The sequence below is a fragment of the Enterococcus hirae ATCC 9790 genome (genome assembly GCF_000271405.2).
Classification (GTDB): Bacteria; Bacillota; Bacilli; order Lactobacillales; family Enterococcaceae; genus Enterococcus_B; species Enterococcus_B hirae.
This window is the reverse complement of sequence record NC_018081.1, coordinates 1,590,736-1,617,299: the sequence shown is the minus strand read 5'-3', so window position 1 is coordinate 1,617,299 and position 26,564 is coordinate 1,590,736. Positions and strand designations below refer to the sequence as shown.

Annotated in this window: 29 protein-coding genes, 1 tRNA gene and 1 pseudogene; 5 read left to right on the top strand and 26 right to left on the bottom strand. The window is 36.6% G+C overall.

Going from position 1 to position 26,564, the window contains the following annotated elements; translation table 11 throughout:
- Window positions 1-43: 43 nt before the first annotated feature.
- From EHR_RS07690 to EHR_RS07665, 6 genes and pseudogenes are all read right to left on the bottom strand, one after another.
- Window positions 44-616: a TetR/AcrR family transcriptional regulator gene (locus EHR_RS07690; protein WP_010738025.1), complete on the bottom strand. Its 573-nt coding sequence runs from the start codon at window positions 614-616 to the stop codon at window positions 44-46.
- 21 nt (window positions 617-637) lie between these two features.
- Window positions 638-1,308 (bottom strand): annotated as a pseudogene (locus EHR_RS07685) (ABC transporter ATP-binding protein).
- A gap of 12 nt (window positions 1,309-1,320) precedes the next feature.
- Window positions 1,321-2,391 (bottom strand): ABC transporter permease, encoded by a 1,071-nt coding sequence (locus EHR_RS07680; RefSeq protein ID WP_010738026.1) that lies wholly within the window; start codon window positions 2,389-2,391, stop codon window positions 1,321-1,323.
- Between the two features lie 262 nt (window positions 2,392-2,653).
- Window positions 2,654-3,760, bottom strand: coding sequence for an alpha-hydroxy-acid oxidizing protein (locus EHR_RS07675; RefSeq protein ID WP_010738027.1), 1,107 nt, complete (start codon window positions 3,758-3,760; stop codon window positions 2,654-2,656).
- A 308-nt stretch (window positions 3,761-4,068) separates the two neighbouring features.
- Complete coding sequence (locus EHR_RS07670) at window positions 4,069-4,860, bottom strand: PhzF family phenazine biosynthesis protein (protein ID WP_010738028.1); 792 nt, start codon at window positions 4,858-4,860, stop codon at window positions 4,069-4,071.
- 1 nt (window position 4,861) lies between these two features.
- Window positions 4,862-5,827: an ornithine cyclodeaminase family protein gene (locus tag EHR_RS07665; protein ID WP_010738029.1), complete on the bottom strand. Its 966-nt coding sequence runs from the start codon at window positions 5,825-5,827 to the stop codon at window positions 4,862-4,864.
- 91 nt (window positions 5,828-5,918) lie between these two features.
- Between EHR_RS07665 and EHR_RS07660 the strand changes: the two genes are divergently transcribed.
- A complete protein-coding gene (locus tag EHR_RS07660; RefSeq protein ID WP_010738030.1) occupies window positions 5,919-7,313 on the top strand; it encodes an aminotransferase-like domain-containing protein in 1,395 nt (464 codons plus the stop codon).
- Between the two features lie 183 nt (window positions 7,314-7,496).
- Here EHR_RS07660 and EHR_RS07655 read toward each other — a convergent pair whose 3' ends face one another.
- The 6 genes from EHR_RS07655 to EHR_RS07635 all read right to left on the bottom strand — a co-directional run bounded on the left by EHR_RS07655 (window position 7,497) and on the right by EHR_RS07635 (window position 13,201).
- Window positions 7,497-7,745 (bottom strand): hypothetical protein, encoded by a 249-nt coding sequence (locus tag EHR_RS07655; protein WP_010738031.1) that lies wholly within the window; start codon window positions 7,743-7,745, stop codon window positions 7,497-7,499.
- A gap of 356 nt (window positions 7,746-8,101) precedes the next feature.
- Complete coding sequence (locus EHR_RS14250; protein ID WP_154650182.1) at window positions 8,102-8,266, bottom strand: hypothetical protein; 165 nt, start codon at window positions 8,264-8,266, stop codon at window positions 8,102-8,104.
- Complete coding sequence (locus tag EHR_RS07650) at window positions 8,267-9,292, bottom strand: Mbeg1-like protein (protein WP_014834494.1); 1,026 nt, start codon at window positions 9,290-9,292, stop codon at window positions 8,267-8,269.
- A 26-nt stretch (window positions 9,293-9,318) separates the two neighbouring features.
- Window positions 9,319-9,714 carry a DUF1310 family protein gene (locus EHR_RS07645; RefSeq protein ID WP_010738034.1) on the bottom strand — a complete coding sequence of 132 codons (396 nt, stop codon included), beginning with the start codon at window positions 9,712-9,714 and terminating at the stop codon, window positions 9,319-9,321.
- Between the two features lie 305 nt (window positions 9,715-10,019).
- Window positions 10,020-11,342 carry a 2-hydroxycarboxylate transporter family protein gene (locus tag EHR_RS07640; protein ID WP_010718665.1) on the bottom strand — a complete coding sequence of 441 codons (1,323 nt, stop codon included), beginning with the start codon at window positions 11,340-11,342 and terminating at the stop codon, window positions 10,020-10,022.
- A gap of 218 nt (window positions 11,343-11,560) precedes the next feature.
- A complete protein-coding gene (locus tag EHR_RS07635) occupies window positions 11,561-13,201 on the bottom strand; it encodes a malolactic enzyme (RefSeq protein WP_010718666.1) in 1,641 nt (546 codons plus the stop codon).
- A gap of 283 nt (window positions 13,202-13,484) precedes the next feature.
- Between EHR_RS07635 and EHR_RS07630 the strand changes: the two genes are divergently transcribed.
- Window positions 13,485-14,318, top strand: a complete 834-nt coding sequence (locus tag EHR_RS07630) for a GNAT family N-acetyltransferase (protein WP_010738035.1) — start codon at window positions 13,485-13,487, stop codon at window positions 14,316-14,318.
- Between the two features lie 72 nt (window positions 14,319-14,390).
- Here EHR_RS07630 and EHR_RS14245 read toward each other — a convergent pair whose 3' ends face one another.
- The 8 genes from EHR_RS14245 to EHR_RS07595 all read right to left on the bottom strand — a co-directional run bounded on the left by EHR_RS14245 (window position 14,391) and on the right by EHR_RS07595 (window position 19,472).
- Entirely contained in the window at window positions 14,391-14,567 is a 177-nt protein-coding gene (locus tag EHR_RS14245) for a TIR domain-containing protein (RefSeq protein ID WP_014834493.1), read from the bottom strand.
- A 730-nt stretch (window positions 14,568-15,297) separates the two neighbouring features.
- Window positions 15,298-16,224 (bottom strand): anti sigma factor C-terminal domain-containing protein, encoded by a 927-nt coding sequence (locus tag EHR_RS07625; RefSeq protein ID WP_010738037.1) that lies wholly within the window; start codon window positions 16,222-16,224, stop codon window positions 15,298-15,300.
- Between the two features lie 22 nt (window positions 16,225-16,246).
- Window positions 16,247-16,708 carry an RNA polymerase sigma factor gene (locus tag EHR_RS07620; RefSeq protein ID WP_243464864.1) on the bottom strand — a complete coding sequence of 154 codons (462 nt, stop codon included), beginning with the start codon at window positions 16,706-16,708 and terminating at the stop codon, window positions 16,247-16,249.
- 393 nt (window positions 16,709-17,101) lie between these two features.
- A complete protein-coding gene (locus EHR_RS07615; RefSeq protein WP_010718676.1) occupies window positions 17,102-17,413 on the bottom strand; it encodes a DUF1292 domain-containing protein in 312 nt (103 codons plus the stop codon).
- Window positions 17,414-17,436: 23 nt separating this feature from the next.
- Window positions 17,437-17,868, bottom strand: a complete 432-nt coding sequence (gene ruvX, locus EHR_RS07610) for a Holliday junction resolvase RuvX (protein WP_010718677.1) — start codon at window positions 17,866-17,868, stop codon at window positions 17,437-17,439.
- Complete coding sequence (locus tag EHR_RS07605; protein ID WP_010718678.1) at window positions 17,865-18,131, bottom strand: IreB family regulatory phosphoprotein; 267 nt, start codon at window positions 18,129-18,131, stop codon at window positions 17,865-17,867. The genes ruvX and EHR_RS07605 overlap by 4 nt, the downstream gene beginning before the upstream one ends.
- Window positions 18,132-18,399: 268 nt before the next feature.
- Window positions 18,400-19,116, bottom strand: a complete 717-nt coding sequence (locus EHR_RS07600) for a DNA/RNA non-specific endonuclease (RefSeq protein ID WP_010718679.1) — start codon at window positions 19,114-19,116, stop codon at window positions 18,400-18,402.
- Between the two features lie 285 nt (window positions 19,117-19,401).
- A tRNA-Gly gene (locus EHR_RS07595) sits at window positions 19,402-19,472 on the bottom strand.
- Window positions 19,473-19,591: 119 nt separating this feature from the next.
- On the opposite strand from EHR_RS07595, the gene EHR_RS07590 reads away from it, so the two are divergent.
- Together EHR_RS07590 and EHR_RS07585 are read left to right on the top strand one after the other, a co-directional pair.
- Window positions 19,592-20,344 carry a threonine/serine exporter family protein gene (locus tag EHR_RS07590; RefSeq protein WP_010738039.1) on the top strand — a complete coding sequence of 251 codons (753 nt, stop codon included), beginning with the start codon at window positions 19,592-19,594 and terminating at the stop codon, window positions 20,342-20,344.
- Window positions 20,345-20,359: 15 nt separating this feature from the next.
- Window positions 20,360-20,881, top strand: a complete 522-nt coding sequence (locus tag EHR_RS07585) for a threonine/serine exporter family protein (RefSeq protein ID WP_014834491.1) — start codon at window positions 20,360-20,362, stop codon at window positions 20,879-20,881.
- A 112-nt stretch (window positions 20,882-20,993) separates the two neighbouring features.
- On the opposite strand, the gene EHR_RS07580 is transcribed toward EHR_RS07585, so the two are convergent.
- Both EHR_RS07580 and EHR_RS07575 read right to left on the bottom strand, forming a co-directional pair.
- A complete protein-coding gene (locus tag EHR_RS07580) occupies window positions 20,994-21,857 on the bottom strand; it encodes a TIGR03943 family putative permease subunit (RefSeq protein ID WP_010718682.1) in 864 nt (287 codons plus the stop codon).
- 10 nt (window positions 21,858-21,867) lie between these two features.
- Window positions 21,868-22,818 carry a permease gene (locus EHR_RS07575; protein WP_010738040.1) on the bottom strand — a complete coding sequence of 317 codons (951 nt, stop codon included), beginning with the start codon at window positions 22,816-22,818 and terminating at the stop codon, window positions 21,868-21,870.
- Between the two features lie 220 nt (window positions 22,819-23,038).
- On the opposite strand from EHR_RS07575, the gene EHR_RS07570 reads away from it, so the two are divergent.
- The gene (locus EHR_RS07570) at window positions 23,039-23,386 is read left to right on the top strand and encodes a thioredoxin family protein (RefSeq protein WP_002328072.1); all 348 of its coding nucleotides are present in this window, start codon (window positions 23,039-23,041) and stop codon (window positions 23,384-23,386) included.
- A 301-nt stretch (window positions 23,387-23,687) separates the two neighbouring features.
- On the opposite strand, the gene EHR_RS07565 is transcribed toward EHR_RS07570, so the two are convergent.
- The 4 genes from EHR_RS07565 to EHR_RS07550 form a co-directional block, all read right to left on the bottom strand.
- Window positions 23,688-23,948 (bottom strand): hypothetical protein, encoded by a 261-nt coding sequence (locus tag EHR_RS07565; protein WP_002328071.1) that lies wholly within the window; start codon window positions 23,946-23,948, stop codon window positions 23,688-23,690.
- 145 nt (window positions 23,949-24,093) lie between these two features.
- A complete protein-coding gene (gene rsmI / locus EHR_RS07560; protein ID WP_010718684.1) occupies window positions 24,094-24,960 on the bottom strand; it encodes a 16S rRNA (cytidine(1402)-2'-O)-methyltransferase in 867 nt (288 codons plus the stop codon).
- A 422-nt stretch (window positions 24,961-25,382) separates the two neighbouring features.
- Window positions 25,383-25,727: a DNA replication initiation control protein YabA gene (locus EHR_RS07555; protein WP_010718685.1), complete on the bottom strand. Its 345-nt coding sequence runs from the start codon at window positions 25,725-25,727 to the stop codon at window positions 25,383-25,385.
- On the bottom strand, window positions 25,720-26,544 hold the full coding sequence (locus EHR_RS07550) for a PSP1 domain-containing protein (protein WP_010738041.1): 825 nt from the start codon (window positions 26,542-26,544) through the stop codon (window positions 25,720-25,722). Before EHR_RS07550 ends, EHR_RS07555 begins: the two co-directional genes overlap by 8 nt.
- Window positions 26,545-26,564 lie beyond the last annotated feature (20 nt).

Genomic DNA, 26,564 nt, shown 5'->3' with positions numbered 1-26,564 from the left:
CCATCCAATCGAACAGAGCTTACACTACCGTTATTGTCACAAGCTAAACAATAACCCCATTTAAGTATAGATCGATCAAAGTCGCCACATCAAAAGGCTGTTCCTCTGAATGACCAGATTCAGTAATATAAGGGGCTAGCAAAAGGAAAAAATGTTTCGCTGCCAGTTCCTGTGTGACGTTTTTTCGTAATAGTTGTTGATGATTGGCAAAAATCTTTTCAAAAGGTTCCCGATAATTCTTTTTCCATAAACAAAACAAATGATTTCTTGTTTCAGCTGAAAGATTGAGCTTCAAATCATGCAGCATCATAAACAAATCAATGAGATGGGTTTCGATAAGATATTCAGCCATCTTAGTTAACGTTTGTTGAAAATCATCGGCACCCGTTGCGGCGATTTTCCTCAAATCGTCCCCTACTGTTTTCAAATGTTGTTCCAGAACTGCCTGGTAAAGTTTTTCTTTGTCACTAAAGTAATGATAAAGATTGGGTTGGGTAATCCCAGCGTTCTTAGCAATTTCACGAGTAGACGTGCCGAGATAGCCTTTTGACATAAACAAATGATTGGCTTCATGTAAAATCTTTTTTTGCGTGTCTTTGTTATAGCGATGAACCACATACACACCTTCTTTTTATGCTTATTCTGTTTTTTCTTGAAAAACACCGTCTTCCATCATAAACACTTTATCACATTTGTCAATCAGGCGTGTATCATGGGTGACCATAATGATGGCTTTATTTTTTCTTTCGATTCTTTCGCTAAAATATCTACGACTTCTCTTGCTTTTTCTGAATCTAAACTGGCTGTTGGTTCATCTGCTAAAATAATGGACGGATCGTTGTAAAGCGCTCTAGCAATGGCGACTCTTTGCCGTTCTCCTCCTGATAATTCTTCTGGATATTTATTGACCAATTCGGCAACACCTAACTGTTCAAATAGTTCATTCGCTTCTTTCTGACGATTCTCATGTTTGACTTTATCCACTAATATCAATTGCTTTTTAACCGATAAAAATGGAACCAAATTAGACGCTTGTAAAATAAATCCGATTTCCTTAAAACGTAATTTTACCCGCTGATTCTCAGGTTGAGCACTAAACTCTTGCCCATTGATCAAAACAGACCCTTTACTAGGTGTTTGTAAGCCACCTGCAATGGTCAAGAAAGTACTTTTTCCTGAACCAGAAGGACCGATGATCGCAACAAATTCGCCTTTATCTACACTGACATTGGTTTTTTTCAGTGCGTGGACGATTTGATCACCATCTTTGAAATTCTTTTCGACATCTTTAAATTCGATTGCTTTCATTTTTTTCATCTCCTAACCAATTGCCTTCAACGGATCGATTTTTACAATTGCTCGTACCGAAAACAGCGCACCTAAAATGGCGACCACTAACATCAAAACACTGATAACTCCGAAAAATAACCAATTACTTTGAAAAGGTACGGTATCTGGTAAAAGGAACGAGGTCCCCACTGTTCCCAACAAACCAAGACCGATCCCAAAGAATGAGAGTAAGAAAGTTTGGGCCACTACTGAGCGAGCGATAAACCCTCCTGTCATTCCTTGCGCCTTCAAAACACCAAAAATATTGATTTTTTGCATGGTCAACACATAAATGAAAATTCCGATTACAATCGCTGCAATCACGATCAAAAAGCCGATCATAAAACCAAAAGTGAGTACTTGCGCACTATAGCCAGGTAATTCATTGATAAATTTAGAAATGCTGATTTTTTCAAGATCATTTGGTAAATCATCTATCTGTCCTCTAACAACCACCGCGTTGATTCGAGCATTCTCACTTGTATCTGTTTTTTCAAAACGAATTTCTTGGTAAGCATCAAGTGTTGTATATAAAACTGGCGATACATTGAACTTCGCATTTTCGGTAAATCCAGTTAATCGAAAGGTTTTGTCACTACCAGAAAGTTTAACTGTATCGCCAATTCCTAGACCATACTCTTCTTTTAAGCTAATATCACCCACTGCTTCATCGTTCCCAACAAAGGCCTTACCTTCAACAATATTAGGCATGATAAATTGATCTGGATCAATACCAAAAAAACTCACATTGATTTTTCCTGCCTCATCGTTGTCTTTACTGGTTACGACCCCTGGTGTTTGTGCTAAGTAAGCCACCTTATCCCCTTTTACTTCTTGCGCTGTCTTTTTCGTGATCATTGACATCCCTAGGTTCGTATTGGCATCTTTTGACAGTACAATATAGTCTGCCTCCCACTTATCGACAGCCGTTCGGTTATCTTGTGCCAGTCCATACGCTAAACCGGTTAAAAAAAAGACCAAATATGCAATTAAAAACATCACCCCAGCAACCAACGCATAGCGTAATTTTGAATGTATGATTTCATTTAATGCTAAAAACATCTAACTCCTCCTTTAAAAGTTTATCAAACAATAATACAAGTTTATCACTTGATAAATTTTTAGAGGAATAATCTGCTCACAAAAAAACGGTAAGGCTAAATAAGTTTGCCTTACCGTTTGATTATCGCTATAAAACTGGTTAATATCTTGTTGAAATTTTCTTTCCTAAAACAAGCACGATCATTCAAAAATGCTATCCAAAGTCACTATCTGTTCAAGCTATTTTGCTACTTAATCCCTATTGATAAACCGATTTTTTGTCTTAACACATGAAACGATTTTCTCTCAATTTTGCGTTTTTGATGTCTTCAACAGTTTGAGTTCCAGCTAATTGCATGACCATTTCAAGTTCTGTTTTGAAAAAATCAAATACTTGTTTGATTCCTGTACTTCCTCCTAAAGAAAGTCCATAAATGGCTGGTCTACCAATGGCAACTAAATCAGCTCCTGAAGCAATCGCTTTAAAGATATGTTGCCCTCGTCTAACACCGCTATCAAATACGATCGGTACACGTTTATCCACAGCTTCAGCTACATAGCGTAATGAATCAAAAGAAGCTGGACCACCATCTAACTGTCTACCACCATGATTGGAGACCCAAATCCCTTGTGCACCAGCATCAAGAGAACGATACACATCATCTTCTGATTGTACCCCTTTGACATAAACTGGCAACTCTGAATGGGTCGTAATAAATTCGATATCTTTTGGACTTAATTTTTGTTTAGACGATTTATAGACTGCATCCATCGTTTGACCGACTCCCGATTGGTAAGCTTGAACGATTGGCATGGGCAACGGAAAAGTAAAACCATTTCGCCGATCTGTTTCACGATTTCCGCCAACTGTTGCATCAGCTGTTAAAACAACCGCCTTTGCTCCGTTTCTTTTTGCCATTTCCAAGATATCCAAGTTGATCCCATCGTCCTTACTCATATAAAACTGAAACCACTGAGGAGCTTCAGGACCACCAGCTGCTCTAATTTCTTCCAAGGTACAAGAAGCGTAAGAACTAGCTGTATAGATCGTTCCAAATTCTGATACTCCTTTAGCCGAAGCTTTTTCAGCTTGTTCATGGGCTAATCCATGCGCTGCTACTGGTGCCATAATGATTGGTGCGGCTAATGTTTCATCAGAAAAATAGGTCGTTGTATCAGGTAATTCCACATCTTTCAAAACATGAGGGATAACCAATTGATGATTAAAGGCTTTTTGATTTTCTCGATAAGTAAACAAATCCCCTGCACCACTACTGATATAGCCATATCCACCACTAGGGATTACTTGAGTAGCTGCTAATTCCAGATCTTCCATATTGATGAAATCAATCATCCCTTCATGTGTACCAGCTTGATAAACTTTTTCCATAATAAAGCCTTCTTTCTCTCGAATTAAGAACCATGAATTTTATGATAGCGTTTGCATTATTATCGTACCTCTCAAAAATGATACAGGCAAATAATCTGTTTGAACTCTAGCAGTAAAGTAGTAGTAAAATAATAGAGAGAGTTTCTAGGAAAGCTTCAATATTATGGTTGAAAAGAAGAGACTAAGCCAAAACCTGCCTCAGCCTCTTCTAGTATCTCTAAAAACAGGCTTACTTCTATCCTCTGGAAATCGCCCTAGAAGAAAAAGGTATAGATTGTCAGAGGGAACTCCTGCTTCATTTGCGATGCTTATTTTTCTGGAATATAAGCTTCTCCTTGAGCGAATAGCACTGCTTCTCCACCAATCATGATCCGCTCCCCTCGTAACTCACAATCAAGGTAGCCACCTCTTGGTGAAAGCTGATGGGCAATCATTTTTTTCTTACTTAATTTATTTGCCCAATAAGGAATAAGATTGGAATGAGCAGAACCGCAAACGGGATCTTCATTGATCGTTAATTTCGGGAAAAATGTACGAGAAACAAAATCTTCCTTCTGACCACGTGCGGTTACGATCACGCCAACGCCCAAATCAAAATTTTTAATAGCTGAAAAGTTTGGTTGCAACTGTTTTACGGTTTCTTCATCTGTCAGTTCAAAAAATAAATCTCGCGCTAAATAAGCAGCTTTGATTTTTGCACCGATCGCTTTTTCGTATTCAGGTAAAATTGCTACTTTTTTAGGCATGATACTTGGAAAATCCATATAGTAAGTTTCTTGTTGTTTTGTCACAAGAAGTTCGCCACTTTGACTAGTAAATTTGATTGTTTCTTCCTCTACCCCATAATAATTGAACAAAACAAACGCTGTTGCTAAAGTAGCATGTCCACATAAGTCGATTTCACGATCCGGAGTAAACCAACGTAACTCATAGTGTTCCTCCTTTTTGACAGTAAATGCTGTTTCAGATAAGTTATTCTCAATAGCAATTTTTTGCATCACCGTATCTGGTAACCACTTCTCTAAAACGTAGACTGCTGCTGGATTCCCTTTAAACACTTCTTGTGTGAATGCATCAACAACATAATAACTTAACTTCATTTTATTCAGACTCCTTAACTTTTTGATAAATATATTCTGCACAACATAGATCTTCAATCGCTAAGCCAACGGCATCAAAAATCGTGATTGTTTCTTGTTGGTCTTTTAATAATCTTTTTCCTGAAACCAATTCACTTAACGAGCCTGAGATCGCTGATTCTGATAATTCTCCTTCAGCAATCGGAATCAGTAGATCCCCACTTTCTTTCATTGCAGCTTCATAATCATCGACATAGATGGCACTGCTTTTCATCAACTCACTAGTGATTTCACGTGTATCTGGTGTAAACGTACCAATAGCATTGATATGCGCACCAGGAGTAAGCCATTCTTTTTTCAAAAACGCCTCTTTACTAGGTGTTAGTGTACAAATGATCTCAGCTTGTTCCACTGTTTCTGCGAGTGTTTCTCCACTTGAAAATTCAATTTCCGGGTATGCTGTTTGCATTTCCTCAATAAATTGTTGACTTCTTTCTTTACTCAAGTCATAGACAGATACTTTATTGATTGAACGTATAGCACAGATCGCATTCAAATGCGAGCTTGCTTGTTGTCCAGCCCCGATTAAAGCTAATGATGCCGCTTCTTTTTTCGCCAATATATCAGTGGCTAAAGCGGAAACTGCAGCGGTACGAATCCAAGTGACTGCATTCGCGTTGATTAGCGCTACAGGTACACCGTTTTTAGAATCAAATAATAGAATTTCCCCCAAATGTGAAGATAGTCCTTGTAAATGATTATCAGGAAATGCAGTAATGATTTTTGCACCAAAATAACGATCTTTACCAAGATAAGCAGGCATCATCGCAAAAACATTTTTGTTTTTACCATCTGGCAAAATCTCTACCATACGTGTATTTTGACTAATTTTTCCTTCGCCATAATCGCTAAAACACTGACGCATTACTTCAATTGCCTCTTGAAAATCTAATCGTGATACTGCTTCTTCAAAATCGATTTTTCTCATAAAAATCTCCCCCTCACGTCCATATATTATCATTGAATTATATACATTCAATAGTATAATTGTATGGAATACAATTTTAGAGGTGAATAAAATGCCCATAAATTCTTATGAAGATTATCCGATCACTTGGCGACCTGATAAAACAAAATTAACACGCCCCATCTATAAATCTCTGATCCAACAGCTAGAAGAAGATATTCTTACAAGTAAGTTACAAAAAAATACCCAACTTCCTTCTCAGAGAGAATTAGCCGACTATTTAGATATCAATTTTACAACTGTCGGTCAGGCCTATAAATATGGTATTGAGAAAGGTCTCTTGTACACGAATATTGGAAGTGGTACGTTCGTTTCCCCTAATGCTTTTACTTCAATCACGATTTCAACTAATCAAGTAGCTGAGCATGTGATTGATTTTGGATTAGTTAGTTCTTTTGAAGACTGCAACCATCTTGTACTGCCTTTTATCCATTCAGTCAGTCTCAACCCCAATATCGTGGGTTTATTGAATTATCGTGACCCTATGGGAACCAATTTTCAATTAAAGACGGCAGTCGAGTGGTTACAGACTCAAGGGGTTCAAACAACGATTCATCATACCGCAATCGTTTCTGGTGTTCAAAATGGTCTTGCTGTGACACTTGCCGCCTTTTTTTCTCCTGGAGATCGAATCGCTATTGACCGATATACCTATTCCAATTTTATTGAGTTAGCGCATTTGTATCACTTAGAAGTAGTTCCGATCGATTTCGACCAAGAAGGAATGAAACCTGAATTATTGCTACAAGAGTGTCATAAAAAGAAAATAAAAGGGATTTATCTGATGCCTTCTTGTAATAACCCCATCGGTTTTCAACTGTCTCTCCAACGGCGTAATGAATTGAAAGCTATTATTTCCAAAGAAAAGTTATTAGTTATTGAAGACGATATTCATTCTTTTTTAACGACCCATTTTCAACAACAAGTTTTGCCACCGTTTCAACAGCTGCTACCTGACCAAACCATTTACTTGTCAGGAATGACCAAATTCATTTGTTCAGGTCTTCGTGTAGCCTATCTTGTATTCCCAGAACGTTTAAGAGAACGAATTGAACGAGCAATCTTTAATATAAACGTCAAAACATCTGGTTTAGATGCAGAAATCATCACTCAAATCTTGCACTCACCAGAAACAGTCCAGAAAATCTTAACAACAAAATTAAAGCGAACAGCCGAAGCAAATGACTGCTTTGATGCGTATTTTGATTTACCTCGTCCTTCGAATCCTTATCCTTATTATCGAAATATTCCGATCCGAGCCGATATTTCTCCCTTAGATGTAGAACAACATTTTTTGAACAAAGGGATAAGAATCTATCACTCGAATCGCTTCACTAGTCAACAACAAGCTGATCCTTTTATCCGAATCGCCCTATCATCCAATCATTTGGAGATTTTAAAAAAAGGATTACGGATCATTAAAGAAGAAATCGATGCTTATTTATGATTTTTTTTAGTTTCTATTCTTAGGTATACTCAAAAAATCATTCAATCACTGGCAAACAAGAGAAGATCCATCACTCCTTTGATTTAGAACGTCTTCTCTTGTTATTGCGGTTCATCATTGAATCGATCATTTACTCGTAGTAAAAAAGTTTAGCACAACTTCATGCTCAACTTTTTTACTTCCTTAAGTAAGCCATTCGAATTGATTCGCCGTTCTTTCGATCACTTGGATAGCTGTCTTGACCCATGTTCCTTTAGAAACGTGACTTAAATGATTTGCATAACTTGTAGTCAGCTGTTTCAACGTTTGTTTCTTCTGTTGAAGCGTTAGCTTAGTTAACTTTTTTCTATTTTGCGATGTGGCATGACTTGGTGTTGCAACAATAAGCCGTATGAGTTGTTTCTCCAATGTTCTTTGTAATTCTTCAAACATGTTTTTCTCCCGTTTCGTTTTTATTAGTTGTTAGATTCTTTCTCTAAAGCAGAATACTTCTCTACTAATGGACATTCAATGCGACATTCGATCATTCTTTTCTCTCTGCGAAAAATCCTTTCCGCCTCTTCTTTACTATCATTTAACAGATGATAGAACTGTTTTCTGTGGGGGGAAACATCAAAAAACAAAAAATCATGGAACTGGTCTGCTAAGTGATCTAAGTAATGATCAAATTTACTTTTTTCTTTCTTTAGTTGGTCGAGTTGATTTTCTAATTGTTTTTTTCTGAATATAACTGTTTTTCCATAGGTTGAGACTGTCCTTCACCTTTTTTCATCCATAACCCCTCCATTTTATGAAAGATATTGGGACAATGTTTTATCTGTCCTCACCTGTTCTTCAATGGTGGTAACTATCTGTTTCAGTAGCGCATCTAATTCATGTTGGACCTTTTGCAATAGGGTTAGTTGTTGTTCATAGGTAGCCACTGGCTGACGGACTAGTGTGTACTCTGTCACCTAATTTTCTGCCAGAATAGCCATTTTTTCGGTATCATTCAAATGTTCACCCCAGCGGTTCGTATCCCGTTTCGTTTGGCTCCAAAGAAGATTAGCCTGTTCAATCTCATTGTTTAGCCACTTGACCACTGTGTCTATCTCAGATTGAATCGCTTGTTTGTATCCCAAGGTAATCGTTTTCGCTTGCATCGCATCTAAAAAAATCTCTTGTGAAGAAGAAATTCCTTTACCGCTGTGACTAAATTGATGATGAATCTCAGCGAGCCGATCCAACTCTTTGCTTGTTTGATGTTTTGCTAATTGGATAATCCCTTTAGATTGTGTCACTAGATTCCCATCTTGATCAAATAAATAACCGCCCAACATATGCTGTTTGCCCAACTTCACTTTTTTAGATGTCACTTCAATTACTGTGCCCACTTGTTTTTTTGTCAGTGAATACCCGATTGGTACTAAATCTCTTGTGTCAATAAAATTGAAAATCTTTCCTTCATTCGTTAATTTATCTGCCGCTGCTTGTTGTCTGGGATTTAAAATACTGTAAATGTTGGGGCCTTGGTAGAGATATACTCCCTCTAGCCGATCATGAAAAGCAGTCGGCAAATCTGAAATAGCATATTGTCCATTCATTGAACCTAAAGAATGGCCGTATACTGAAACTTTGGCATTGGGATACATTTGCATGGTTTCTTGTAATGTATGAGCAGCAGACTTTAATTGCGGCATCGCAGTTGCTCCTCCTGCATTGATCACTTGGACAGCCGTAGGAAGATTATTTACTCCCCAATCTCGCCATACATCTCCAGGATTTACCAGTATTTTATTGATCCCTATCGAGCCTTGATAAAGGATAGTTATCTGTTTCACTTCTTTTGGCTTTTGCACTTTTGGATTTCCGTCGGTAATGATAAAACTTTTTTCTCCACTTTTTTTGTTATCTATTATCTTTGATACATAACCATATGTTTGACGATTCACTGAAATTTTTTTGTTCACTTCGAGATTCATATAGCTTTGGCTTATCATTTTTATTCTCTCTTCATCAGTCATACTCATAACTGATCCGCTCTCTCAATCAGCCTATCTAGTTTTTCTGAGAGAACTAATCCATCATTCACTAATTGGTTCCTGCGCTCATTGACTACCAATCCTAATGTTAACTCTTCATCTTGATTAATGATCAATTCAACGTTGATTCCTCCTAAACGATTAGGTTCAATACTTTCGTAATCAATTTCATACGAATGGACGATTCCTTCAGCTGCTAATGCTTTGGGATCTAACCGTTTTAACTCAGATTCGATCAGTTGCGCTACTCGGTCACTCTTAATCATATTGACCATTTCTTCATTAAGCTGCTTTTGTTTCATGTACACAATCCCTCCGATTATGATTACTGCTATCCCTAAAATTTTCATTAAACGATACAACATGTTTTGTTTTTTCATAAATCCTCTTCCTGTTTTCTATCTATTTGACCAACACGTTCGTCATTCTCTTTTCATAATAGAGATACGCAAGTACTTGAAGATTTTTGTCAGATAAACCCAATTTTTTTGTTGATCTGGTTTCTTTTACGATTCATGCTTTTGGTTTGATGAATTAGCCGAGTACACTCGTGACTTTCATCATGGGTAGTTCCTGCTCAATTAGAAGAATGTAAACAAAAAAACATAGATTTGGAACAAACGTTGTTCCAGATCTATGTTTTTCTTATCGATTAAAGTAAGGAAAAAATTATTGTCTTCGTTCCTTAAGAAAATAGTTGCATCAAAAATCCTGAAATGATCAAGACGATTGCACCGCCTAAACGATTTCCCATTTGCGCAAAAGCAATTAGTTCCATTCGATTAGCCGCAGATAATACTGCTACGTTCCCTGTACCACCCATTGAATTGTTACACAATCCAGCTGTAATGGTTGATTCAACTGGGTACAAACCGAACAAACGTCCCACGAATCCTGAAGTGAGCGAGATTGCTACAACACTTGTCAAACATAAAACAACGAATTGCCAAGTTAACGCTGAAGCTAAGACATTTAGATTCAATAGCGCAATCCCTATTCCTGCAAGGACAGCTGCTGTTAAATTCTTAACGATCAGATTATTGAACATAATTGCTGCATCCTCATAATAATCAGGTAAGAGATTTGTAATTTTACAAATCACGACAATGATGATCATGAACGCATACGCATGGATTTTTGGCACAAAGTAGTTGCCGATTTGTCCTAAAATAAAGAATGTCAATGACACCATTAGACCTACACCTAATTGAGGGATCGATGGTTTCACATTCCGTGGTTTACCGTCACCAAGATCGCCTTTTGCCATAAGTTTGCCTTCACCATTCAATTTAGGCATTGATTTTCCTGCACGAGCAACCAAAGCTGCTCCAATGATGGCTAAGACATTAGTCATTGCTGTAGCTGGGAGTAATTGAGAAATAATAGAGGAAGCATTTGTTCCTAGGACGTTCGCATAAATCGTAGATAATGGAACTGCGCCAGCTCCAACTCCTCCAGCCATTGCTGGTAAAGAGATATACAGTACGGAACGTCCAAACCCATTACCAATTAACATTCCAACTAGACCAACAGCAAAAAACGAGACAATCATTGAAATAAGTGCTACTGGAATGAAACGTACCGATGCTTTCATTAGTAAATTACGATTCATCCCTAAAATACTCCCAGTGATTAAAGCTGCGATATAAAAATCTAAGAAACCCATGTTACTTACAAAATTTTCAGTAGCTTTCACCACGTATTCTGGTAATATACCAAAAGTCGCAATTGCAGCTGAGGCAAAGATCGCAAATACGGAACCTCCACCTAGATAACTTCTAACGATTGGGATTTTTGTACCAATAAAATGAAATAAATTCCCGAATATCACTAGAACAGCGATCGGACCAATCATATTCGTTGGTAATTTTCCAAGTGCCATTGCAACGATCAGGACTAATACCATAACAAAATAGATAGGAAGACTTACTCCAGTAATCTTAGTTGTCCAAAATCCTTCTTTTGTTTTTTCTTCAACTTTTGTAGTTGATTCTTCTCTTTGTGTCATTCATACAGATCCTTTCTGAATAAAAAAGCACGGTGAAAGGCTGAGGTACGTTGAAAAATAGTTCAATATCTGATTTTTATAGCTTCTTCATCAGGTGATTCCCATTTTTCACCTCGTTGCACCTAATCAGCTGCTTTCCTTTCACCGATTAACGTACTCTGTGTATGATTGTGCTCAACTAATCCTTCATTCACTTTGTTTTAGAAATTTGGTCAAGCTTATTTGTCTAACTCTTGGTATTCTGGTACCCATTTAGCAGATTCCACTGCTGCTTTGATATCAGTGATTTCTTCACGATTCAATTTTTGAGAAACAACAGATTTCGCTACTGTTTCTGCAATTGTTTGAGAAAATTCAGTGATCTTCGCAACTGGAGGTAAAATTGCTGCGCCTGGTTGTGTAACATCAACGATTCCACCTAATGCACGACTTGCTTGAGAAATGATCTCAGCATTCACACGTGTAGCCGTTGAAGCAATCAAACCAAGTCCTAACCCTGGATACATCAACGCATTGTTTGCTTGTCCGATTTGATAAGTTACTCCTTGGTATTCCACGTCTGCTGCCGGAATCCCAGTTCCTACTAATGCTTTCCCATCAGTCCATTCAATTAAATCTTTGGCTTTCGCTTCCGCTAATTTCGTTGGATTAGACAATGGCATGATGATTGGACGTGGTGTATGGCTTGCCATTTCCTTAACGATTTCTTCCGTAAACGCACCTGGTTGAGTCGATGTCCCAATCATGATTGTTGGATGAATTTCTTTTACGACCGCTTCTAAAGTTGTTAGTTCAGCAGAATTAGTAAATTCAGATCGTTTTCGAGCAAAAGGAATTTGTCCTGGAGTCAAACCTTCTGTATCTTCAAATAATAACCCTTGTTTGTCTACTTGATAAAAGTGTTTTCGAGCTTCTTCTTCTGATACACCTTGACGAATCATTTCGTCTAATAGAATATTGGCAATACCTACGCCCGCAGTACCGGCTCCAAAAGTCAAAATCGTTTGATCTTTCAATGATTCTCCAGAAATATTCAGTCCACCTAGTACACCAGCAAGAACAACAATCCCTGTTCCTTGGATATCATCATTGAAAGTAGTGATTTTATCTTCATATTTTTCTAAGATCGTTGCAGCATTTCCTCGTCCAAAATCTTCCCAATGTAGTAATAGTTCTGGGAAAAGATCCGTTGCTGCATCAACGAATTGATCGATAAATTCATAATATTTTTGTCCTGTCACACGACGATGGCGATTTCCTAAATACAATGGATTATTTAGTAATTCTTCATTATTTGTTCCTGCATCAATCGATACAGGTAATACTTGGGCAGGGTTGATTCCAGCAGCTGCTGTATAAACCATCAATTTACCGATCGCAATATCTACACCATTGACTCCCCAGTCACCCATGCCTAAGATTCCTTCTGCATCAGTCACCACGATCAAGCGAATGTCTCGACCGTCCGCAGCATTTTGTAAACTTGCTTTGATATTTTCTGGTTCATCAATTGAAAGAAACGCAGCATCTTGCGGTTTTAAGAAAATTTCATTGTATTGTTCGATTGAATCCGCAACGACTGGATCATAAACAACTGGCATAAACTCAACTAAATGTTGTCCCATTAATTTATAGAAGAGTGTCCGGTTTGTATTGAATAAATTCATTAAGAAGATTCGTTTTTCAAGATCACTTTGTTTACTCAAATATTGTCCGTATGCTTGAATCGATTGTTCCTCTAACGTTTGGACTGTGCTTGGCAACATACCTGTAATCCCATATTTCGCACGTTCTTCTTTCGTAAAAGCTGTTCCTTTATTTAAAAATGGATTATTTAATAAGTTTAATCCTGTCAACATAGCTAATTCCTCCTAGGTTTTAGTAACAAGGGAAGTATAGGCGTGAGAAAAGAATATAGTCAAAACTAATACCTACCATAAATTTTATTTATATGTCACTTTTCCTTATAAACTATATTTTTATGAGCATTGCATTTGTATGACACTCTCGTTGAATACAATGACTCGCTTTCTGGCTCCATGACCAAATGAAGGAACGACCAACTACCGCGATTCACTTTCTTATTGTGTTGGTTAAAAAAATAAGATAAGATGAGAAAAATCTTTTGATTGGGGAAAATAAATGAAAGTATTTATCACAAGACAGCTACAACCTGATACCAAGCAAACGATCCGTGAATTGAAAGAACAGATCGAACAGCAGCGTCACTGCCAGTTTAAACTAGCTCCTGATTTTGCTGAACAAACGAACGACCAGATCCGCCATGTCCTTTGTTTTAAAGAAGAGACACTTATTGCCTATGCTTTTTTAAGTTTTTATGATGAGAGTGAACTAGAAGTGACAATGATCGTGCATGAAAATTTGGCTTGTTTACAACAACTACTTGACGAAATGATGGGATTTGCTCAAACCATCGGCCGAACAACGATTCTTTACATCACTGATCCACATGACCTTTTTTTGAAAAATTACATTGAGTCGAAAAAAGAATTGAACAAACAGTTTACTGAGTATCGGTTGATTCTTCAGCCAAACAAATTTAAACAGCTAGATTCTCCTTATCGACCACAAAAAGCTACTCTAAAGGAATCTTCCCTAATTGCCCAACTCCAATTAGGAGAAATTGGGGCAACGGTTCCTCCATTGTCATCTGAAGATTTAGAGAAAACAGTTGTTTTTCATAAAGAAAATCAACTGATTGCTTGTGCCCGAATCGAAGAGGATCTATCTTCCTATGGTATCTACGGCTTAGTCGTAGCACCGGCTTTTCGTGGTCAAGGGTTAGGTAAACTTTGCTTGAACCGTTTGATCCAAGAATTATTAATCAAAGAAGAAAAAGAAATTTATTTAGAAGTCGATGCAACCAATCAAATTGCATATGATTTATATGTAAACATGGGCTTTGAAAAGAAAAGTACATTTGATTACTATGTTTGCCAACTGACTAAATATTGAAAGCTGTCACTCCAAAGTATCACTAGAAATAAAACAGTTTTTCAGTTAAGAAATGCTCTATATAGAATGGCTTTATACGTTTTGATGTTGGTGAAGTTCACCAACATTTTTTATAGGCTCTCCCTCAATAATATCTGACAAGGAACCAAGATTCACCAACTCTTCTGCTAATCGTATTACCCTTTCCTTGTGTTCTTTATTTGACCAACTATACGAAATATACACCTTTTTTGTTTTAATATTTTCCAATAGTATTTTCCCTTATGAATATGTAATTAATACTATATATGTAGCACAACTTACTCTTTCTATACCTAATGTAGATTATCTATAGTTGTCCCCCGAATCATCTATAAAATAAAACGTCTATTTAAAGCGTGCCCTAAATAGACACTATATAATCATTGAAAAATCTAGTTGTAACTTTTCTTTATACATGGCAAAAATTTTTCTTAGTATTTGTCACACCAAATTTTGAATAAAATTTTGTAGCGCAATGTTATATAGAGAAATGATTCCCATAGAGCCACGTGTCAACATTACAAATGTGGCACCCACTAAAAAGGAAAGACAAAAAGGGACAAAAATTCAAGATTTTTGCCCCCGTCTGCTGATCCTATTTTATCAGTCAGCATGTTTTATAAATTAAGGTAAGTACTTATCTATATCATGAAAGTACGATTATCAAGAGTAACACGATCACTGTTACTACTAAATCGATAGTGTTTTCCATCCATAAGGGAAGTAATAGTCCTTTTTGATGAGACATAAAAGAATTTTTACTTTTTTTGGAAACAGCAAAATGTAATGTTTTACAGCTAAAAATAGACTTAATATTAAGAGCAGAAATTCACAGGTTTTTATAAGCACTCTAGTTTTCATAACTGGTCTCCTTGAATTTGTATTTAAAATAATTGGGGATTTTCTTAGCTCTTATTTTAAAACGAACTCATTCAATTTCCTTGTTTAGGATAGCTTACTATTTTTCTGGTACAATGTATGGAACAATCGGTACTGTTACACCAACAGAACTGCCTCTAACAAAGGGTTTGTCTTTTAGTTCTGCTAAATTCTTTGCTTGTCCTGTAATCATTACTCCTAAGACTTCTAGGTCATCTACTTTCTTATTTTCGTTTTCCTTTAGAAAATTTACCATTGCTTTATTATTCACAGAAGAAACGTGTGATTCAAATGAGCTGAAAAAATAATCTTTATCTGCTTCTGCATCAATCAGCTGATTCTTTTCATCAAAACTTAGCTGAAAACCATACGTTGGCATACCCGAACGTCCTTTGCTTTCGTCTCTCTCTTCAGAAAACAAATACAACCAGACAACATTGACATTTTCCGGAAACATTTTTTTCACTTCACTATAGCGATAGGGCCGATCAAAGGAAATAGCTACTTCTGCAAGTAAATCATCCGTGTTTTTTAAATCCGCTAATTCATTTTTCACCCCACCATAATAGTTTTCAATCGTCGGATTGTAGAATGTGGCGACTTTTTGTTTGGTTTGACGATTATATTCATATGAATTTTTAAGGGAATGATACCAAGATGTCATCCGTTCATTATTGTCCACTTCGTTGCCAAAAACATTGTACTTACTATGTAAACTACTCCAGGGTACAATGTAGCCATCAATGTTTTTCGATTGGTTAGTTACGACCTCCCCGCCCAAAATTGAGCTGTTAGCAATCACTTGTGAGTCAATTTGTGTATTTGGTGAGGCAATTGTTTGGTAAGCAAATAACGACTGATCTAGCTCATGATAATTTTTCGTAGCGACTTTATCTAATATAAAAACCAAGATACCCGACATCGTAAGAAAAATTATGATTGAAACACAACTGACCATTATTATCTGCTTTCTTTTGGCTTTTTTGATACTCCTATTCAAATCCATCACTCATCCTCCCAGTTTGCCTTTAATTTTTTCGTGCTCTGTATAATTGTTTTTTCACGGTTTCTACTTTTTGATTTAACATACTCGCGATGTCCTCATACGATAGTCGATAATAATACTTAAAAATCAGTAATTCTTGTTCTTGCCTTTTTAGCGAGTCGATAATCATCCATAAATTTTCTGATTCATTAGTTCCATTCGACTGAGAGTCAACATAGCGAAAAATAAGCTCTTTTTCACGCTTCTTTTTCCTGAATAAATCAATATAGTTATTGAAAGAAACTCTAAAAAACCAAGGACGTAAATTATCCTGTGTCATATAGATAAGAGAAGAAAATATAGTATCATAGGTTTTAGAAACAGCATCTTCTGCGTCTTCCAACGTACTCCCCTTTTCTATTAGCACTCTGATTACTTCTTGCCCTAATAAAAGTAATACTTCTTCAAATGTTCCCTCCTGTTTCATTTCATTTTCTCCTTTCATCTATACAACGCTTGAACATCTGAAAAAGTGGACAAGAATATTCACTTTATCTGTCATTTCATTCTTAGAAACAATGACAAGTCACATACTTCATCACAAAGAACCTCTTATTATTATATCGTACCCTACGAAGGGTTTTATATTCCTATCTAGAAATCAGATATTTTCTGCATACTTTATTCTTGATCATTCCTTAAAACAAAATACACTTAACTATTTTGACTCTATTATTTATGTGGCTGATGAAACCGAGTTGATTGTTCAGACTCAGATTTGATTTTACTCCACTCATCAGTCCTTCTTGACAAAGAGCCGATTTTTAATAACCTTGGTCAAAGCAAAACAAAAAAAACTGAACCCTTATCCATCAAGGGTTCAGCCGTCATTTTAAGACTATTCTTCTTCTTCAGCCATGAACGTGTTGAATACTTCTTCAATCATGTCCCATTCTGCATCAGTTTCGATTTGTTCTAGTTCGCCTTCTGTGCCGTCTTCATTTTCGACATAAGCATAGGCTTGTAACTCAACATCTTCATCTTCTGGTACACCAGCTGGATAAAGCAATACGTAGTTACGGCCAAATTCTTCTTGTCCATCAACTGTTAATAAAATTTCATATAACGTTTCGTTTCCTTGATCATCTACTAAGGTGATATGCTCGTGCCCTTCGTGATCGTGGTCATGTGTGTGGTTATGTTCTGTCATAAGTCTCCCTCTTTTCATTGAAATTAAAATAATTTTTTTCCTGAACCGTCTAAATAATTTTGTAAAATCATGACAGCAGCTAATTTATCAATCACTTTTTTTCTTTTAGCTCTTGATGTATTGGCTTGCTCAACTAACATTCGTTCAGCTTGAACTGTGGTTAGTCGTTCATCTTGATATTCAACTGGTAACGAGAATAATTCTTTAATTTTTTCTCCATAAGCCATTGAGCTTTCTGCTCTTGGTCCAATTGTATTATTCATATTTTTAGGTAAGCCTACGACAAATCGGTCTACTTCGTATTGATCGACTAGTTCTTTCAAACGGTCAAAGCCAAACTCTTCCGCCTCTTCATCAATACGAATGATCTCTACTCCTTGAGCGGTCCAACCAAATGGATCGCTAACAGCAATACCAACTGTTTTTGAGCCCACATCTAAGCCCATTACTCTCATATACTTACCCCATGGTTTGTTAGATAATCTTTAACAATTACTTCCATGATTTCATCGCGTTCGTGACGACGTATCAAGTTTCTTGCATCACGATAACGAGGAATGTAGGCCGGGTCTCCAGAAAGCAAGTAGCCAACAATCTGATTAATTGGATTGTAGCCTTTTTCTTCTAAAGCCCGATAAACGATCGCTAATGTCTCACTTACTTCTTTTTTACGACTATCGTCAAAACCAAAACGTACGGTTTCATCTGTAAAACCCATGATTCTACACCTCTTTCCCGCAAGGTATTCATTTACCTTCTACACTTTTATTTTACTCGAATTACCTTAAAACTACAAATAAATCTTAAAAAACTTCCGGTTAAATTAATAAACAGACTTCTCATTACTTTAACATATTTGTGATCAAATGTTCAGTTACTTGATCGTATCTTAACCAAAGTATACGCTATATTTAAATAAATATAAGCTTTTTCGATAATTCTTCAAAAAGTTCATACTTTTTTCGTATACTATCGAATGTCATTAGCTATTTTTTTCTCGCCTGTCCGGTATCATAGTTGATTTCATAACCCTCTTGAACGTTATAAATAAACACATTAAATTTTATTTTTTTATCTTCAATACTTTCTGCTTCTAATTGCACTCCTCTGGCAACTAATTCATTCCCCTTAAAATGTGGAGTGACACGATAACGAACGTGATGATTGGTTTCTTTGATATAAGCGGCAATATCATTTTCATGGACTAGCATATACGGCGCATTTAATGAACGAGTACCTGTCATCAAATTTTTGATGTTGTTGTTTTGTCCAGTCAATTGATAACCAATCAAATGGCTACGATTATAAAGCCATTGGCCATCGCTTAATTTTTTTTGTTTCCAACCAGTTGGATCAATATACAACGGCTCGCGTTTTTCTTTGGGAAAAAGGTCTTTTCCCAATAACGCATTGGCCGCACCTACACGGTTCAATCGATCAATATTTGAATAGCTTTGCCATGTTCCTTTAGCTAAGCTCAAATCTTCTTCAGTGAAATCCGGGCGATTCTGATTGATCTCAATTTCTTGATGCTTCCCATCATATTCTGGTACGTCTGCTACTTTTGACGCTTGTGGGGTTGAGTCAAATAACCCAGTAATTTGTTGAACGATATCTGAATTTTTTTGTGTTGATAGTCCTAGTGCCCCTGCTAAAACAGCAACAACCACACCCATAATGGCTTTTGTTGATTTTTTCTGCATTTCTTTACTCCTTTTCTAAACAACTATTCTAAACTTTAACATACGTTCCCCTTTTTTAAAATATTTAAACTTATTTTATTCCATTTATTTCTACCTTTAATTCTCTATACTAATTAAAAATTGATCTCTTCTTAAAAAGAATACGTCATAAAAAATCATTGATCTTAAAACAGTATGTTTTCACTTAATCAAGCAAAAAATACCTTGTGACTCAAAAACAAAAAACAGTATTGATCAAACAACATGTGATCAATACTGTTTCTCTTCATTCTTATCGTTCGTTTAAGCGGGTGACGGGAATCGAACCCGCGACATCAGCTTGGGAAGCTGGGATTTTACCACTAAACTACACCCGCATCTTACAAAAATCAGTATACGCCTCTTTCTTTTCATACTCAAGTATTTATTTATTTCTCTTTTATTTAGTCATTTGTAGTAAAATAAAAGCAACAAATGAACTATTGGAGAAAATATTATGACAGAAAAAGAGTTGGATTTATTACTTGATACTTGTTTATTAGCTGGCAAAATCATGATGGAAAGCAACGCTGAGATGTACCGAGTAGAAGACACAATGAGCCGAATCGCTCTTGCTTCTGGCAATTATCGACTGGTCAGCTATGTTACTCAAACGGGTTTGTTTATTGGTCTTGACCGTACGTCAACCATTAGAATGGAACAAATCACCAATCGCTCCATTAATCTGGAAAAAGTTGTCAATGTCAATAATCTTTCTAGAAAATATGTTGCTGGTGAGTTAACTTTGAATGATCTCTACGTTGCCTTACAAGCCATTGAAAAAGACCGATCATTTTTCCCAGTATGGCTTCAAATTTTAAGTGCTGCGGTGATTAGCGGAACGATCATGGTATTATTTGGTGGAGAAATGAGTGATCTACCAATCACTTTGATGATCGGCGGTATCGGCTATGCGATTTACTTATATAGTTTAAAATTTTTTCGGATCAAATTTTTGTCAGAGTTCTTATCTTCCTTGTTAATTGGTCTTACAGCTATTCTCAGCATTCGTGTCGGATTAGGTGCCAATCAGGATTTGATCATCATCGGTTGTGTCATGCCCCTTGTTCCTGGAGTACAGATTACAAATGCTATTCGGGATTTACTAGCTGGACACTATGTTTCTGGAGTTTCTCGTGGTACAGAGGCCATGATGACTGCCACAATGATCGGATTTGCGATTGCCTTTATCTTCCAACTTTTTTATTGAGAAAGGAACATGATGATGTGGAATCTATTTATTCAATTTTCTTTTAGCTTTTTAGCCACAGCAGCTTTTGCGATCATCACCAACGTTCCTAGACGTGCCTTGATTTGTTGTGGGCTCTCTGGTGCCTTTGGCTGGATGATCTATTGGGTATGTGTGGACTTAGGTGGTACGCCGGCTTTTGGTTCGTTACTGGGTTCTTTAGGTGTTGCATTTATCAGTGATCTTTTTTCTAAACGATTAAAAATGCCTGTAACCATCTTTAATATCCCTGGCATGGTACCACTAGTTCCTGGAGGTCTGGCTTATCAAGCAGTGAGAAATCTAGTAACTGGCTCGTATCAGGCAGCTGCAAGTTATACAGTTCAAGCGATCATGATTGCTGGTGCTATTGCTTTAGGACTCGTTTTATCAGAGGTCTTCAACCACAATATCCGAAACTTCAAATTAAAACGAGAAGCCATTTTTTTGAAACGAAAAAAAGAACAACTAAAAACGTTCATAAATGAAAAAGTAACGGCAAAAATAATCATGCCATGAATAAAAAACCAAAGTAATCTAGAAAATAGGCAAGCTACAAGCTATTTTCAAGTACTTTGGTTTTTTATTGTCACATCAGTTGTTTTTGTCACTAATAATTTTAGTCTTTGCTTTAAAATGACCGATACACATATTGATTTTTGGGCGCCTCGATTTTGGTTAGAGTATTGACCTCTACAACTGGAATGTCCCGTTTGAAGGGTTCATAATAGTCAGATTGGATGGTGCCTTCTACTTTATACCACTCATCGTTTTTGACATTCGTTCCTTCCGGCATATGTGTCAATAGACCGAATACACCTGAGTCAGCAACGCAATGGATGATTCCAAAACGGAATAAGAAATTATCTTCTTTTTCCCCATCTGGCGTTTTATACACAAAGCCTTCATAAGAGATTTTTTTCCCAATAAATTCACTTGGGTAATTATAAATCAATTCCATGACTTCCAAGTAATTCTCATCAGTGATCTTAATAAGCTGTTTGTCATCATATTTTTCTTTTAATTTTTTCATCTGATCCAAATAGTCAGACTTGTTAAAATAAATGCTCGTATCAGGCTTTAAATATTGTGTCTGCATTTCAGGGTCTCCAACCGACTCCTTACTTATTGGAAAATTGAATCCTTTTGCTTCCACAATCGTCGTATCTAAACTGACTGTTGGAAATAAAGTACCGACAATAACAGGTAAAGCCAACAGAACATAAGCGATCACTCGTTGTGAGGGTTTGGTTAACCCGTGATCGTGATCATGATCGTGGTGATGGTGTACTTCTTCATCTACCTGTTTTTTCCCTTTTACTGAATCACTCTTGACCCAAATATACAATTGGACCAATGCAAGTAAAGCAGATAAAATCATCGATAAAATAGCCAAATAACGATAATGAACATTGATGTACTGATCTAATTTCCCAGATACTTGTAAATACATCATTAGCTCAAAATAACCAGATAATATCAAAAATCGTATCATACTGCTCCTCCTAGATAAATAATGTAAAACCAATCACACTAACGGCTATCAAACCAATGAGCATCAAAATAAAGCGACCATTAAAATAGCGTTTCATCATCAAAAGGTTTTTGATATCCACCATTGGTCCAAATACTAAGAATGCCACCACAGGAGCTGTACCAAAAAGGCTGAGTAAGGAGGACCCGATGAACGCATCTGCTTCCGAGCATAGGGACATCGTAAAAGCTAGAAGAAGCATAATAATAATTGCTAGTAGTTTGGTTGAGCCCAGTGTCAACATGACACGAGTTGGCAAGTAAGTTTGCATACTAGCGGCAATCAGACCACCGACAATCAGATACCGACCCGTATCAAAAAATTCATCGATCGAATGTGTGAGGACATGACCTGTTTGCTGACTAAGTTGCTTGATTCTCCCAATTTTGACCTCCTCGTGTTTATTGGTACCATGGGTGTGGTCATGATGATGGTTGTGATGATGGTTATGATCGATTGTTTGTTGGATCTTCGTTTTCAATACACTTTCTTTTTGAAAATAAGCGAGCCAGATACCAATGATCAACGCTACCACAAAGCTTCCAACCATTCGCCAACCGGCCATTTCCCAAGAGTTCCCAAATGCAATAAAAGTAGAAAAAATGACGATTGGATTGATAATAGGTGCTGTTAACATAAATGCAAAAGCGGTATGCACAGGAACTCCTTTTTTGACAAACTGATGAACGATCGGTACGATCCCACATTCACAGGATGGAAAGAAAAATCCTAAAACAGAACCAGTCAAAATGGATAAAAAGCGATTGTCTGGTAACCAGCGTTTGACTCGCTCAGGTGTTAAAAAGACTTGTAGTGCCCCAGAGATGAGACAGCCTAATAGAACAAATGGTAAAGCTTCAATAACGATTGATAGAAAAATCGTACTCATCTGCAATACCGAATTTGGTATAAAAGAAAACATTTTTTCGCTCCTTACTATAAACATCATTTGCCAGAATAATATACGCTTTTCGCTAAAAAAAACAAGATTACTTCTATTTCTTACCTATCTCTTATCTTTTATTTGATAAAAATAAGACAAGTTAATTGACTTTTTTTCTTATTGTGATTAAATGGGTTCACGAAATCTTTCACAACGTTTATTGTGAAAGGCTGTTTTGATTAGGAAGGACGTTTTTTATATGAAAAAAACCACGAATCTATCAGAAGTACATCAGTCATTAGCACAAGATGAAACGGTAGTTCTTTACTTATCTATGCCAAATTGCAGCGTATGTCATGCTGTTCTTCCTCGTTTGAAGAAATTATTGGATCAGTATGATTTTCCTAGTTTTCATTTAGATGCTGTGGAAACACCTGAAGTAGCTAGCGCCTTTCAAATATTGACTGCTCCTGTTATTTTGATCTACCATAAAAATAAAGAAGTCGAACGACAAGCACGCTTTATCAATTTTGCGAAACTAGAAACGTTGCTGGATCAGTTAAATAACTCTGATGAAACGATCAGCTATGAAGAATTGTTTCAGTAATCGTTGTCTTAACCTATACTATAGCCATATGAAGATAATTAATGCGCGCTAACCTTTAGATAGGATAAAATACCTCTTAGGTTTACTTAGATTTGCTTAAGTTCCCTTCATCTTACTATGGGCGAAATTTTGGAAATTCGTTCTAGTATTTTTTTCACTATGGTTTATTTAGCTATGTAGTTGACATTACGTAAAAACACCATAGAGGTTGAACTTCATTCAATCTCCATGGTGTTTTAATATTTGAAATCTGCGGGTAACATTGCACCGCACTAATTTCATAGTACTTCTCGCACTCACTCTAGATTTTGAGATTTCGTGTATATTGATCTGGATTTCTCACTTGCAAACTCTCAACAACTAGCTGATTACGTCGATTCAAGTGTCCTGTAACAGCAATGTTATATTTTCTTTCTTCCATCATCATCAACTTATCCGCAATCTCGACATTTGCAACAATACAATTAAGTGGCTGATGAATGGTTTCCAATGTAAACCGAACAAGCAATGGTTGCGTCTTTATCACTCTGATCTTATCAAGTAAACCTACATATGTTTTCACATTGATCACCTCGATAATCGTTAGAAAAAGTCTCAAATCAGTTCAATTTTTCATTGAAATCAAATGGTCATTACCAAGAAAGAAACGTTCTTTCCTATGCAATTCGGACATAACTTTCCTTCAAAAAATATCTTTTTCGATACAACTAGTCCAAGTCGTGAAATTGTCGATATACTTCTTGCTTTTTGAGTCCGTTTTTTACAGCAACAGCTTTAATAGCTGCATTTGTTTTTTCCCCAAGAGCAATCAACTGTTCGACTTGTTCTTTCAATGATCCTTCAATTTGTGTTTGTGGCTCTTCACTTCCAGTATTTCCTTCAACCAATAAACAGCATTCTCCCTTTACAGGGTGTTCTTCAATGTAGTCTAATAACTCTTCAATACTTCCACGTAAATATTCTTCATGGATTTTTGTTAATTCTCGACACAAAACAACTTGACGGTTACCAAAAACAGTCAACATATTCGTTAAAGTTGCACTGATCCGATAAGGAGATTCGTAAAAAATCAATGTAGCTGTGTATTCTTTCAATGTTTCTAACGTTGTTTGTTGTTCTTTTTTCTTTCTTCCTAAAAAACCATAAAATAAAAATGGCTGAGGTAACAAGCCTGAAGCAATCAACGCAGTCATCCCAGCAGTTGGTCCTGGAATAGCGACTACTGGAATCCCCGCTTGGATGCAAGCAAGTACCAGCTCATGTCCTGGATCGCTAATAGAAGGCATCCCAGCATCACTTACCTGTGCAATCGAGCGACCAGACATCAACTCAGCGATCAATTGCGGAATTCGTTCCTTATAGTTGTGTTCATGTAAACTTTTTTGCGGTGTCTGAATCTCAAAATGATTCAGTAATTTTTGGGTATTTCGTGTATCCTCACTGGCAATCAAGTCTACTTCTTGTAATATCCGTACACTACGATAAGTCATATCTTCTAAATTGCCAATCGGAGTCGGTACTAAATAAAGCGAGCCAGTTTCATGATGTCCTTTAAAACTTTTTTGATTAAGCATGATTTATTCTCCTGTGTAAGAGGTCGTGAAAACATCGGGTAGCTCCGATGACAATAAGAAAGAATTTTTTGAAACAGCTTCTCATGTTTTGAAAAATTCAGGCTTATTTCAAGGAGCTGATGTTTGAACGCCGTGTAAAGGTCGTGAAAAGCATGGGCTGCTTCAAGAATTAAGAACGAAAAATTGAAAATAGCTTTTCATATTTTTAATTTTTTGAGCTTAATTCCGCAGAAGCAATGCTTTGAACGCCATATAAGAGGTCGTGAACAACACGGCCTCCTTTAAGAATTAAGGGCGAAACATTGAAAAATAGCATTTCTTATTTTTTATTTTCGGACTTAATTCCGTAGAAGTGATACTGTGAGTGCCGTTTATTGATCGCTAAAAATAAGCAATATCAGGCTTGTTTCAAATCTCTTTGTTTACCGTCCGCTTTCTCGATAGATGACTTCTAAACAAAAGGCACAAGGTTCGTCATTCTCACGTCTTGAGCCATAGAGATCATAACAAACATGAAAGCCTTCTTCATAAATCTTTTCTAAGTTCATACGAGATTTTGAAAGTTCTTGTTTCACATTATCTGCTGGTGTTTGTACTTGATTTAATTCCCGTAAATGCTCTCTTAAACGTTGATTTTCCATTTCCAACGTTGTATTTTTTTCAACGATCTCATGTAATGCTTGCTTCATTTCCACCAATTCAGTTAATGTATTTCTTAGCTCTGATTCTAATTGGTTCAAGCCATCATATAATGATCTCTTATCCATTTATCTCACCTACCTGGATGAAGTTTTTCAATTCATCCCATTCATATTCGATTGGATTTTCCCGACCTGTTAATCGAACATTTACTAGTCGATTAAGTAAGTTCAAGCCGACAACTTTCCCTTTACCATCAGGAGTGTTAACCACTGTTCCAAAATCTGGAAGTGCTTTTTTTGCTAATTCATATTCTTCATTTTCATATTGCAAGCAACACATCAAACGTCCACACAACCCAGATATCTTAGTCGGGTTTAAGGACAAATTTTGATTTTTTGCCATTTTGATTGAAACTGGGACAAAATCTCCTAAAAAAGAAGCACAGCATAAAGGCCGTCCACATGGGCCAATTCCACCTAGCAATTTTGCTTCATCTCGTACTCCGATTTGTTGAAGTTCAATCCTAGTGCGAAACACGGCAGCTAAGTCTTTGACTAATTCCCGAAAATCAATTCGTCCATCTGCTGTGAATGAAAAAATGAGTTTACTACGATCTAACGTATATTCTACATGAATGATCTTCATTTCTAACCCATGTTTTTTGACTTTTTCTTTCGCAATCAGCCTGGCTTGTTCTGCATCTTCTTTATTTTTTTGTTCTTTTTCGAGTTCTGCTTGTGTCGCTTTATGCAAAATTGAACTGATTTGCTCAGGCAATTCTTCCGGATCAAGTTCTGCTTTAGGAATGGCGACAGTTGCAATATGTAAGTTTTTTTGAGTTTCAACGATTACTTTCTCGTTGTATTCATACGTTAATTGACCAGGTTTAAAATAATAGATAGGACCTGCTTCTTTATAACGGACACCTACTACTTCGACCATTTCCATCCCCCTTGACCCTC